The following is a 12452-nucleotide window of genomic DNA, read 5'->3' on the forward strand; positions in this document are numbered from 1 at the left end:
TTGTCTGCGCCACGCTCCATCTGCCTGCTGCGCCTGTCGGCCATCGGCGACACCTGCAACGCCGCTGCAGTGGTGCACGCCATCCGGCAACATTACCCGGAAGCTGAGATCACCTGGGTAATCGGCAAGGCCGAAGCTGCACTGATGGCGGGCATGGACGGCGTCAACTTTGTTGTGTTTGATAAGAAACAGGGCCTGGCCGCATACCGCAACCTTCGGCGCCAGCTCCAGGGCAAACAATTTGATGCACTGCTACTGATGCAAGTCGCCCTGAGAGCGAATCTTGCCAGCTTGTGCATTTCCGCCAAGCGACGAATCGGCTACGACAAAGCCAAGAGCAAAGAGCTGCACAGCCTGTTTATCAACGAGCGGATCGAGCCAACGGACAAGGTCCACGTGCTGGACAATTTCCGACAGTTCCAGAAATCGCTGGGCACCCCCCTCGAAGCACCCGACTGGAACATTCCGGTTAATGCGGAAGACCGGGACTGGGCCAAGGCCCAGCTCGACCCCGGTACCAGCCGACACCTGATCATCGCCCCCGCCGCCTCCAACGCCGAGCGGAACTGGCTGCCCGACCGATACGCGGCCGTGGCTGACTACGCCGCCAGTCAGGGTTTTTCCGTGTATCTGTGTGGCGGCCCGGCCGATCATGAAAAGGAATTGGCCGCCAGCATTCAGGCGCACGCCAGGCACTCACTGCATAACCTCGTTGGGCAATCGAACCTTAAGCAACTGTTCGCCCTGATTGGCGAAGCCAGCCTTGTGCTGGCCCCAGACACCGGCCCGGCCCACATGGCCGTTGCCGCCGGCATACCCGTTATTGGCCTCTACGCTCACAGTAACCCGAAACGTACCGGTCCCTACCTTTGGCAAAACTACGTGGTAGACGCCTATACCCCCGCCCTGAAACAGACGCGCGGGGAAACGCCGGAACAAAGCCGCTGGGGCCAGAGGCTCAAGGGCGAAGAATTGATGAAGAACATCACGACGGAACACGTTATCAGCATGTTGAACCGCTGTATTCAGGAACAGAACCTATGACCAACAAAGCCGTATTTCTGGACCGGGATGGCGTGATCAACGTGGATCACGGCTATGTGTATCGCAAAGAAGATTTCGAGTTTGTAGATGGTATCTTCGAGGCCTGCCGGCACTTTCAGGAACAGGGTTATCTGCTGATTGTCGTCACTAACCAGTCCGGCATTGCCCGCGGCATGTACTCAGAAGCTCAATTCCAGGAGCTAACAGACTGGATGGTAGAACGATTCAAGGAACAGGGTGTGACCATCACCAAGGTCTATCATTGCCCCCACCATCCGGACTTTGGGCCTGCAGATGAGCGGGATTGCGATTGCAGGAAGCCTAAGCCGGGGATGATATTGAGGGGGATTGAGGAGTTTGAGCTGGAACCAAAACTTTGCCTGATGGTTGGTGACAAAGTCTCTGACATGACCGCTGCAGAATCCGCAGACTTAGGCACTGGCATTCTCCTCAACGACGAAGTGGAAAAGTTGAGCGAGGGCAACCGTTTCTGCCGCATAAACAACCTCAAGCAACTACTCACACCTCCTGAAGGCGTCTGTAATTGCCCCGAAGAATCGTGAACCAGTTTCGAGGCTATTGTAATGAAAAAATTGATTGTCGATCTCGACGGGACCATCACGAAGGGTGATACATCCGATTACCGCAACGTTTCACCAAACCTGGACGTAATCGACCGGCTTCGTTTTTATAAAGAACTCGGTTACGAGGTAATTATTCAGACAGCTCGAAATATGAGAACGTTCGAAGGTAACGTCGGGAAGATAAACATACACACGCTACCGATCGTGACGGAATGGCTGGATCGCCACGATGTGCCTTATGACGAAATTCACGTAGGCAAACCTTGGTGCGGCTTTGAGGGCTTCTACATTGACGACCGCGCTATACGTCCGTCCGAATTTACCCAGCTGACTCCGGAAGAAATCGAGGCGCTAATCGAACAGGAAAAGCACTGATGTTCCTGATAATGTCTGCGGCCTATATAACCCAAGAGCTTCGATCAGAATTCGGAGCACTGCCTCCCAGCTTCCTGCCTCTGGGCAACCGTCGGCTTTTCCAACATCAGGTGCGCCTCGCACCAGACAACACGTCGGTGTTTCTTACCGTTCCTGAATCGTTCAAGATTTCATACTTTGATCAGGCATGGCTTGACCAAAATGAGATCACTGTTATCCCGCTCCCCGACGGACTCAGCCTTGGGGCTTCTTTGGTTGCAGCGCTGAACCTGATCGAACAAGGGCTTGAGACACCTCTGCATGTGCTCTTCGGTGACACGCTGGTTGATCCACTGCCTCACGGGGATGATCTGGTTGCAGTGGCCAATGTTGAAGACAACTACGACTGGGCAATCGTAACGGAAAATGATGACAACTGGCTCACCAGCAGCCAAAACACCCTTGCACAGCAAGAACACGAGGTTGTCACCGGATATTTCAGGTTTAGCAGCCCGCGACAATTGATCAGATGTATTACGCAGTCCAACTGGCATTTTCTTGAGGGGTTGGGCCGATATCGAAAAGCTGTTGGCCTCAGCACCAGCAAAGTACCTAACTGGCTGGATTTCGGGCACGCAAATACTTATTACCGATCTAAATCGGCACACACGACCCAGAGGGTCTTTAACCACCTCAAGATAACACCTGACTGGATCGAAAAATCTGGCAATCATGGTGACAAGATTGAAGCAGAGGCAAACTGGTTTGAGAGCCTCCCCCCAATGGTTCGCCGCTTCACGCCCCAGTATCTTGGCCGACCGGAAAACAGAGAAAGCGGGGCCTACCGGCTCGAATACCTACACCACACCGCACTCAACGAGCTCTTCGTCTTTGCGGATGTCCCTGCACTTTTGTGGAAAAAAATCTTCAAAGAATGCCTGAACTTCCTCGCTAACTGCGCATCACATCCAAAACCCCAAAAGAATGCCCCCTCATCCGATTTGAGGCATCTATTTACAGTCAAAACGGAAAACAGGCTGAAAACCTTTTGTGAGGAGCGCGGCTTGTCTGCCGACAGTCAGTTTACATTCCGCCCCCAGAGCTCGAGCGGGCAAGGGCTGCGACTATCAGTCAATGATCTCGTTCGAGGAAGCGCGGCAATTCTTCCAAAGGACGACGCTCGCGCTACTCTAATCCACGGCGACTTTTGCTTCAGCAACATCCTTTACGAGTTCAGAACCAATAGAATCAAAGTTATTGACCCAAGAGGAATGACGCATGACGGGACTATCAGTGCTTATGGAGACATTCGCTATGACTTGGCCAAACTCAGTCACTCCGTTCTGGGAATGTATGATTGGATAATCGCGGGCTATCACAACACTAGTCTGAGCGGTGATAACATATCGATCGCGTTGCCAGAATCAGCGAAGCACCACGACGTTCAACAGCTTTTTCTGGAAATGCTAGGATCACAGTTTTCAATTACCCCCCCCGAACTCTACGCCATGCAGGTACAACTCTTTTTGTCCATGCTGCCGCTGCATGCAGATGATCCTAATCGACAGAATGCCCTGTTTGCCAATGCCTTCAGGCTTTACGACTTGATGGAGCGCCACTCTCAATGATTGTAATTCCAATGGCTGGCCTCAGCTCGCGATTTTTCAGGGCAGGTTATGACAAGCCTAAATACATGCTGGAAGCCCACGGTAGGACCCTTTTCGACCATTCCGTTCTGAGTTTCAAAAACTATTTTGGCTCTGAGACATTTCTGTTCGTAATCCGCGACGTTCACGACACTCTGAATTTCGTCACTGATAGGGTTAAAGCCTTGGGTATCAAGAGCTACCAAATCGTAACTCTTGATGAGGAAACTCGAGGACAGGCTGAAACGGTTTATCTCGCGCTGAAACAGTCCATGAATACCGATCAGTCCCTGACGATCTTCAATATTGATACATTTCGACCCAACTTTACTTTTCCAGCTGAAAGTAAAAAAGGAAGCGGGTATTTAGAAGTCTTCCAAGGACCAGGAGACCATTGGTCCTTTGTTGAACCCGATCCATCAGAGAATGGACGGGTGTGCAGAACAACAGAAAAGGTCCGCATTTCTGACCTTTGCAGCACCGGACTGTATCACTATTCAAACTGTCAGGATTTTATCGACGCTTTCGAATCATACAGCCAACTGCCCAAAAGTCAGTGGGCCAAGGGAGAGCTTTATATTGCGCCGCTGTACAATCTGACCATCAATCAGGGAAAGAATGTTTATTACCATTTGATCAACAGAGACGATGTTATCTTCTGCGGCACGCCGTCAGAGTATCAGGAATTTACGGCCTCCAGACCAAATACAAAACCATGATTAACCACAAAGATATTACCGTTGTCGTGCAAGGACCTGTCCAAACTTTCCAGGACAGAGCCCAGGAGCCAGGGATTACAAAAAAATGTCTCGAATCGGTTCGCTCGCAGCTCCCGGGAAGCCGCATTATCCTCTCCACGTGGCCATCCCAAGACTTGAGTGGATTGGACTATGACGAGCTGGTGATTTCAGAAGACCCAGGGCCCAACGTAAGATTTCTAAAATCGGACGGAAATCCTCAGTATTTCAATAACAATCGCCAAATTGTGTCGACTCGTGAAGGATTAAAAAAGGTAAGCACCCGCTATGCGATAAAGCTTCGGAGCGACAATTTCCTCACCGGCAACTCCTTCATAGAACTTCAGCAAAAGTATCCCAATCGGAGTAAATCTCATTGCTTCCTGAACGAACGGGTTGTTGTCGCTAACGTATTCACACGGCAATATGCGAAGGGCTTCCGCGTACCATTTCATCTATCCGATTTTTTCTACTTTGGACTGACGGAAGACCTGTTAGCGCTTTGGGATTTGGAACTATTTCCTGATGCCATGGACTCCGAAACTGACAGAGAGAACGTATTATTCGACGGATTCGCAACTGATTGTACTCAAGCCTTCTGGGTTCGGGCCCTCCAGAAGTTTGACTCCTCGATCTACATCAATGGTCTCCTGGACAACAGCCCAGAAAACCTTGAAATATCCGAACAGTGTTTCGCCAACAACCTGGTAATAGCCTCCCCTGCCGACCTCGGCTTGGGGCTTTGCCAGAAGTTTCTCGGAACCGCCCGAATCTCACGTACCAAAGGGCAATGCGCCCAGTGGCAACACTGGGAGTGGCAAGAGATTTATCGCCGTTACTGCGACCCGGATTTCCCTAAAGCACCGGCTTCAGTGAAGGCAAACCTGTTTCTGAAACGCTTGGTCCATGTGCATCCTGTCAAGCTGGAGACCATCGTCAAGCTCTACAAAAACAGACGCAGCAGTGAGTCAGGCGGCATCAAATGACCCCAGCACAACATGGCCTGGCATCCGCCCTCAAATATTTACTGCTTATCGTCATTGGCACCTTCCCTGCACTCAGCGTCATCGTTGATGGATACGGCAGTGCCCTTTGGTATCTTTTGGGGCTCGCCGGAATCGTCTCATTTGCGATCAGCGCCAACGTTCGCAGGAGACTTTGCTTTGAACCAAAGGCCCTGCTATTCGTTGCCGCACCTTTTCTCTTCTTTATGTGGTCAATCATTATTTACTGGCTCGTTGATCCCAGCGATTTCGCAAAATCCCGTGTGGAGCGACACGCCCTGCTCTTGATCAGCATTCCTGTCATCGCACTCCTGTTTCACGCGCGGTTCCGGGCAAAGGATCTGTTACTGAGTTTTTCGCTGAGCGGTCTGGTGTTTCTGGCGTATTGGATTGTGCACGACGGCGAGGGCAGGTTAGACGGACTGGTTCATGCCATCCATTTTGGCAATATCGCCCTTATTACCTTGATACTCTGCGTTGGAGGATTACTCACCCAGAGCAAGCGTCACTGGTATGTGATAGCCGCGATGGGAAGTGTTGGCGCACTGATAGCCTTTATGGAGTCCGGATCCCGGGGCGGCCTGGTTGCTTTGTTTCTGGCACTTCTCGCCATTGGATTCTGGTTCAGTGTTACCCGAAACCAAATCCGTTACTTTGTCATTACACTCGCTCTCGTCGCTTCGGTTGCCATCGTCTCGGTCAAATTTGTTGACCCAATATCCGAACGATACGAGTTAACCCTGAATGAGATTGATAAGTTCTCAGAAGGTCAGATGTATACCTCCATGGGAATGCGCCTACTCATGTGGGATGCCGCGCTGAACGTTGTCACCGAGGCCCCTTTTATTGGCTCAGGTTTCTCGGGATACCGAACGGAAATCCTGACCCGGATTTCCGAAGGGCAACTAAAACCACTCATGTCAGATTTCTCTTCCGAGCCACACAATCAATACCTGTATCAGCTTGCCTCTCACGGCCTGATCGGTCTGTTTCTTCTACTTTTGATGCTGACCCTTCCCTTGTTCTACTTGGCCACACCTCGCCCTGGCAGCCATCTGAACCACCATATTCTGCGTGTTACGCTGGCTGTGATTTTTCTATCGTTCATCTTCTTTGGACTTACCATCACTCTGTTTGATCAGAGGAGAATTCTTCAGAACTTTGGATTGTATTATTCTGTCGCAGCCTGGTTCATCTGTAACACTAACAGGAAGAGTCTACATTGAGAGCCGTCATCGCTATCAGGCAAATCCAAAGACACACGGGTGCGGTTCGGAACGTTATCGAGCACTGCAAGTACCTCAAGGCCCTGGGCTATGAAACTACGATCATAGCTGAACGGTATAACCGAGAAATCCTGGATGAGTGTGGAGCGGATTTTGTTCGCATCATGCGATGGCCAATCAAAGGGGCCTATCGCCGAACCTGGTTTGATAAGCGTGTACAACACTGGCTGAGAGCAAACCCCTACGACCTCTTTTTCAGTCATGGTGACAGCCACAGCAATGACATCCTGGTGATGCACAACTGTGTCAGATTGCATGAAGAAACATGCGGCACACCTGAACTTGATGTTGCAGCATTCCATGACTCCGTCATCTCGGCAGGAGATTATCGGGCGCTCATCACCAACTCCAAGCTTATGGCCGATGATTTCCAGCAGCGATATTCAGTGCCCAACGACAAACTACGAGTTTTCTATCAGGGCGTTGACACCTGTCTGTTCAACGTGTCTGACAAAGAAGCACTCCGGTGTAAAGCTCGCCGAGAACTGCAGCTCCCTGAAACATCCAAGGTTGTTGGACTGATCACCTCCGGAGACTTTACCAAACGAAACGTTCGTTTCTTTCTGGAGGTCGCCGGATTTCTTGCAGCAAACACATCCTTTCCGATTGAATTCCTTGTCGTGGGGAAATCCAACAGTACTCGTTTTGCCGACCAGATATCAGTAAACGGCCTGCAGTCCCGGATTCGATTTATCGACCCGGTACCAAACGTCCACGAACTGTTTCATGCCTTGGATTTGCACATATTCCCCGCCTTACTGGAAGAATATGGCCGTGTAGTTCTGGAGGGGCTGGCCTGTGGAGTGCCTACAATCGCAAGTGACAACGTCGGCGTCGCTGAGTTGATGCAGGATCACTCAGTGCCAGAGGTAATCAGTGGCTACAACCTGGAGGAGTGGGGTAAAGCCGCGCAGAACATGCTGACAGACCCTGACGCAGGAAAGCGAGCTAGTCAGGCGGCGGCAAGTCTTGCCCAACAGTATTCAATGGTAAACCAAAAACAGGCTATGGCGGATCTATTGAGCTCTACCATAAAACGTTAGTGGAGGCGTTGTACCCCTCAAGGAAAAACTGCCATTCACGCTCCAGCTCTTCGCCATAAGCCTTATTCAGGGAACGCTTCAACCGATCTAACGTATTACCTTTCCAGGAAGTCCGATAAGGGGTTCGGGAGCGCAGCTCACCTTTATCAAAGTCTATCAGGTGGGTTGAAGTCTCTCCGACCAGGATGTTGAAACAGTTCAAATCCGCGTGATACACACCCGCATCATGGAATTGACGAATCACTTGCCCGATTTCGCGCCAACGGGTTGCGTCCAGGGACAGAGCAACATCCCCTAATGGGCGAACACCTTGCAAGCGTTCGATGATAATGGCCGAGGAGTAAAGTACCCCCTTGCGCTGGTACACAACAGCCACGGGCTTAGGAACAGGAAGCCCCAAAACACGGAGCTGGACTAACAGTCGGAATTCAACGAACGCGCGCACGCGCACCTCGCCTGCGTATAGGTACCGATCACGTATCAGCTTTCCGACCAATCCTCCCCGACGGTAATGGCGAAGCACCCAATGGTCCGGGCTGCGCTCAATAAACCAGGCGCTCCCACGCCCCCCCGAAGAAACCGGTACCGCGCGCTCACCCCAATAATCAGGGTCAAACCAATCAGGGTCGAACTGCTCTGCCCACTCAGGCACCACCAGTGCGTTGATGCCATCGCGACTTATGTGTACTTCCGTATCTGAGCCCACCACCGAACCTCTCACAAGGCCATTCACCAACAACTCTAATAAAAAAGCCGCCCCACGGGAAACTTGGGGCGGCTTCTACATTGATCGAACACGATTTCCGGGTTAGCGAACTGCCGTCAGCCACTCCTGATGCGCAGCAAGCTTCCCCTTAACCGCATCAAAATACATGCTCTGCAGCTTCTCGGTAATCGGCCCACGCTTGCCTTCACCAATCTGACGACCATCCAGCTCGCGGATTGGCAGTACTTCGGCAGCTGTGCCGGTGAAGAAGGCTTCTTCGGCGACGTAGACTTCGTCACGGGTGATGCGACGCTCTTTCACCTGCAGGCCCAGGTCTTTGGCGAAGTCGATGATGGTGGCACGGGTGATGCCTTCCAGGCAGGAAGTCAGCTCCGGCGTGTGCAGCACACCGTCACGCACGATGAAGATGTTCTCGCCTGAGCCTTCAGCCACGTAGCCTTCGTTATCCAGCAGCAGGGCTTCTTCGGCACCGCCGGAGATGGCTTCGTTCAGGGCCAGCATGGAGTTGATGTAGTTGCCGTTGGCCTTTGCCTTACACATGGTGATGTTCACGTGGTGGCGGGTGTAGGACGAGGTGCGAACCTTGATGCCCAGCTCTTTGGCTTCCGGAGACATGTAGGACGGCCAGCTCCAGGCGGCAACCATCACGTGCACTTTCAGGTTGTCGGCACGCAGGCCCATGCCTTCTGAGCCCAGGAACGCCATGGGGCGCAGGTAGGCTTCGTCCAGGTTGTTCTCACGAACCGCAGCACGCTGGGCTTCGTTGATCTCATCCTTGCTGAACGGCATTTTCATGTTCAGGATGTGAGCGGAGCGGAACAGGCGGTCGGTATGCTCTTTCAGGCGGAAAATCGCCGGGCCGTTCGCGGTGTTGTACGCACGCACGCCTTCAAAACAGCCGAGGCCGTAATGCAGGGTGTGGGTGAGGACGTGGGTCTTGGCATCACGCCAGGGAACCATTTCTCCGTCCAGCCAGATAACGCCATCGCGGTCAGCCATCGACATTCTGTTCTGCTCCTAAAAAAGCGGTTTTCGGGGAACCGGCATTCTAGCAGGATTCTCTGCCGGAATTGAATGTTGCTTAATCGGCGAGCATCACTTTTTGCCACATGGATTGTATGTAAGCCCGCTCATCGTGAAAGGCCTCTCCCTCCACCTGGCTGTTCAGGTTCTGCAGGGCCCTCCGGTGTATGGTGGATCTCAGGGTTATGAACACCTCTCTGAGCTTTTCGGTATCTTCCACCGCCATCACGCCGGCACGGCCCAGCTCTTCCATCTGCCGGATGTTGTCACTCCACTGGGTCAGCTCAGGGTGCTCCGCACTCCAGGCCAGCATCAGGTATTGCACCAGGAACTCGATATCAACAATGCCGCCGTTGTCGTGCTTGATGTGGAACACCTCTGCCCGCCGGGCCTCGGGCGTACCAAGATTGGCGCGCATTTTTTCCCGCATATCCACCACTTCCTTGCGCAGCGCCAGCTTGTCTCGTGGCTGACAAAGAATATTATGGCGAATGGCTTCAAAGGCTTTCAGGGTATCCGGGCAGCCGGCCACCCCACGGGCCCGGGCCAGAGCCTGGTGCTCCCAGGTCCAGGCATCATTCCGCTGGTATTTTTCAAAGGCCTGCAAGGTGCTGACCAGCAACCCGGAATTGCCCGAAGGGCGCAGACGCATATCCACTTCGTACAACTGGCCGGACGGGGTCTGAGTGCTGAGGATGTGGACGATGCGCTGGCCAAGGCGGGTATAGAACACGGCATTGTCGATGGGCTTGTCGCCGTCGGTGGCCAGTTCCGGGTCTGCCTGGTGCACAAACACCAGATCCAGATCTGAGGTGTAACCCAATTCGATGCCACCGAGTTTGCCATAACCAATGATGGCGAAGTCGGTATCACAGGCGGAGCCATCAGCCCGGCGCGGATAGCCGTGCCGGCTCACCAGGTTTGCGAACGCCACATCCACCACGTGGTCCAGCACCACCTCGGCTATCCAGGTGAGGTAATCACTCACCTTCATCAACGGCAGGGTGCCTTTGATCTCAGAGGCAGCTACCCGCAGCACATGGGCCTTTTTGAAATACCGCAGCGATTCCATCTGCTCTTCCAGGTCTTCATAGGGAATCCGCAGCATTTGCTGGCGCAGGTCGTCCTGCAACTCTTCCTTGGCGGGGGGCGTGTACAGGCTTTCGGCGTTCAGCAATTCGTCCAGCAACAACGGGGTTTCCGCCAGCAAGCTGGCGATCCAGGGGCTGTCGCTGCACAGGCGTACCAGCTGGGTCAGGGCGCCGGGGTTCTCCAACAACAGCACCATGTACGCGGTGCGGCGCAGAATGGCCTCAACAAGCTGAAGCACTCGCTCAAGCGTTTCTGAGGGATTATCTACGCCAGTCAGGGCACTTAGCAGCAGCGGCATGAATTCATTCAGGCGCCGGCGACCCTGGGTTTGCAGCGTTTGCACGGTGCGGCTGTCCCGTAAGTCCGTCAGTTTCTGGACGCTGTCTTCAGGGCGCTCGAACCCCTGCTCAGAGAGCCACTCCACGGCAGCAGGCGCTTCCATTTCCGCCAGCCAAAGCTCGAACCAGCCATCCTCAATGCCGGCTTCGCCCTCCTGCTCCTCTTCCTCCGAGGCAATGATATTGGAAAAATGTGTGGCCACACGCTCACGATGCTCTGTCAGGGCCTTCTGGCAGGCGGACCAATCCTCGTAACCCATGATCCGTGATATCCGAGCCAGAGAAAGTGTATCGTCGGGCAGCTCCTGAGTCTGCTTGTCTTCCATGCCTTGAAGGGCATGTTCCAGGTTTCTCAGGAACACATAGGCATCCCGAAGCTCCCGAACCACGGTGGAGGGCAGTAGCTCCAGCTCCTCTAGCTCTTTAAGGATCACCTGCAGTTCCCGCTGCTGCAACTCCCGGTCCCGGCCGCCCCGAATCAGCTGAAACGCCTGCACCACAAACTCGATTTCACGGATGCCGCCGCTGCCCAGCTTGATGTTGTTTTCCAGCCCCTTGCGGCGCACTTCTCGGCTGATCATCGCCTTCATATTGCGCAGCGACTCAAAGGCACTGAAATCAATATACTTCCGGTAAACGAAGGGCCGAAGGCTACTCATCAGCACCTCCCCTGCCCGCTGGTCGCCCGCCACTACCCGGGCTTTCACCATCGCGTAGCGTTCCCAGTCACGGCCCTGGTCCTGATAGTAGGTTTCCAGCGCTGCGAAACTCAGGGCCAGGGCGCCGCTCTGGCCGTAGGGGCGCAGGCGCATATCCACACGGAACACAAAGCCGTCGGCGGTGATCTGGTCCAGCGCCTGGATCAGTTTTTGCCCCAGACGAATAAAGAACTGCTGGTTATCCAGGGCTCGCCGACCACCGCGCGTTTCGCCCTTGCCCGGGAAGGCGAAGATAAGATCAATATCAGAAGAGACGTTCAGTTCACGGCCGCCGAGTTTGCCCATGCCCAGCACCACCATTTTCTGGGGAGCTTCCTCACCGGTTACCGGGTCTTTGCCCCAGGGCGTGCCGGACTCTTCACAAGCCTGTTCGTACAGCCAATCCAGCGCGCCATCAATACAGGTATCGGCGAACGCACTGGTGGCGGCGATGGTTTCCTGAAGGTCGGCCCATTTAAGGAGGTCCCGCCAGATAATCCGGAACTGGATCTCCCGCCGGAATTGCCTGAGTGCGGCGTGCAACGCCGGTTCAGAATCCACCGAGCCCAGGAAAGATGCCCAGCGCTCCGCCAGCCAGGATTCGGTGGTGGGTTCTTGCAGTGGCCGTGCCTGTACCGCCGAGCGAATCTGCTCAGAATGTCGCTCTATGGTTTGCCGCAAGAACAGGCTTCGGGCAAAGGCTTCGGCAATATCGGCTTCCGTCAGGTCTGCGTCATCGGTCAACCAGCCTGGAATCCCGTCCGGGAATATCGAAGCCCAACAACCTGACACATCGTTGGCCAGTTCCGCTGGCAATGAACCCCAAGGCTCAGACATAACGCAAACCCCTGTCTCTCTGATATATTTCCGGTACTG

Annotated in this window: 11 protein-coding genes; 8 read left to right on the plus strand and 3 right to left on the minus strand. The window is 53.7% G+C overall.

The features are described 5' to 3' along the window. The 8 genes from C7H10_RS00755 to C7H10_RS00790 are packed head-to-tail and all read left to right on the plus strand — an operon-like array spanning position 1 to position 7698. Positions 1-1044, plus strand: a complete 1044-nt coding sequence (locus C7H10_RS00755) for a glycosyltransferase family 9 protein (RefSeq protein ID WP_106693291.1) — start codon at positions 1-3, stop codon at positions 1042-1044. After that, complete coding sequence (gene gmhB, locus C7H10_RS00760) at positions 1041-1607, plus strand: D-glycero-beta-D-manno-heptose 1,7-bisphosphate 7-phosphatase (protein ID WP_106693292.1); 567 nt, start codon at positions 1041-1043, stop codon at positions 1605-1607. The genes C7H10_RS00755 and gmhB overlap by 4 nt, the downstream gene beginning before the upstream one ends. 21 nt (positions 1608-1628) lie before the next feature. After that, positions 1629-2003 carry an HAD family hydrolase gene (locus C7H10_RS00765; RefSeq protein WP_106693293.1) on the plus strand — a complete coding sequence of 125 codons (375 nt, stop codon included), beginning with the start codon at positions 1629-1631 and terminating at the stop codon, positions 2001-2003. Continuing rightward, entirely contained in the window at positions 2003-3610 is a 1608-nt protein-coding gene (locus tag C7H10_RS00770; RefSeq protein ID WP_106693295.1) for a phosphotransferase family protein, read from the plus strand. Before C7H10_RS00765 ends, C7H10_RS00770 begins: the two co-directional genes overlap by 1 nt. Then, complete coding sequence (locus tag C7H10_RS00775) at positions 3607-4347, plus strand: glycosyltransferase family 2 protein (RefSeq protein WP_106693296.1); 741 nt, start codon at positions 3607-3609, stop codon at positions 4345-4347. Before C7H10_RS00770 ends, C7H10_RS00775 begins: the two co-directional genes overlap by 4 nt. After that, positions 4344-5351: a WavE lipopolysaccharide synthesis family protein gene (locus C7H10_RS00780; protein ID WP_106693297.1), complete on the plus strand. Its 1008-nt coding sequence runs from the start codon at positions 4344-4346 to the stop codon at positions 5349-5351. Before C7H10_RS00775 ends, C7H10_RS00780 begins: the two co-directional genes overlap by 4 nt. Then, the gene (locus C7H10_RS00785; RefSeq protein ID WP_106693299.1) at positions 5348-6595 is read left to right on the plus strand and encodes an O-antigen ligase family protein; all 1248 of its coding nucleotides are present in this window, start codon (positions 5348-5350) and stop codon (positions 6593-6595) included. Before C7H10_RS00780 ends, C7H10_RS00785 begins: the two co-directional genes overlap by 4 nt. Then, complete coding sequence (locus tag C7H10_RS00790; RefSeq protein ID WP_106693300.1) at positions 6592-7698, plus strand: glycosyltransferase family 4 protein; 1107 nt, start codon at positions 6592-6594, stop codon at positions 7696-7698. Before C7H10_RS00785 ends, C7H10_RS00790 begins: the two co-directional genes overlap by 4 nt. Here the strand turns inward: C7H10_RS00790 and C7H10_RS00795 are convergent. From C7H10_RS00795 to glnE, 3 genes are all read right to left on the minus strand, one after another. Then, positions 7682-8431 carry a 3-deoxy-D-manno-octulosonic acid kinase gene (locus C7H10_RS00795; RefSeq protein WP_244178152.1) on the minus strand — a complete coding sequence of 250 codons (750 nt, stop codon included), beginning with the start codon at positions 8429-8431 and terminating at the stop codon, positions 7682-7684. The genes C7H10_RS00790 and C7H10_RS00795 overlap by 17 nt on opposite strands. A 75-nt stretch (positions 8432-8506) precedes the next feature. Continuing rightward, positions 8507-9430: a branched-chain amino acid transaminase gene (locus C7H10_RS00800; RefSeq protein WP_072678366.1), complete on the minus strand. Its 924-nt coding sequence runs from the start codon at positions 9428-9430 to the stop codon at positions 8507-8509. Between the two features lie 76 nt (positions 9431-9506). Further along, complete coding sequence (gene glnE, locus C7H10_RS00805) at positions 9507-12413, minus strand: bifunctional [glutamate--ammonia ligase]-adenylyl-L-tyrosine phosphorylase/[glutamate--ammonia-ligase] adenylyltransferase (protein ID WP_106693301.1); 2907 nt, start codon at positions 12411-12413, stop codon at positions 9507-9509. Positions 12414-12452 lie beyond the last annotated feature (39 nt).

The organism is Marinobacter shengliensis, from assembly GCF_003007715.1.
GTDB lineage: Bacteria > Pseudomonadota > Gammaproteobacteria > Pseudomonadales > Oleiphilaceae > Marinobacter > Marinobacter shengliensis.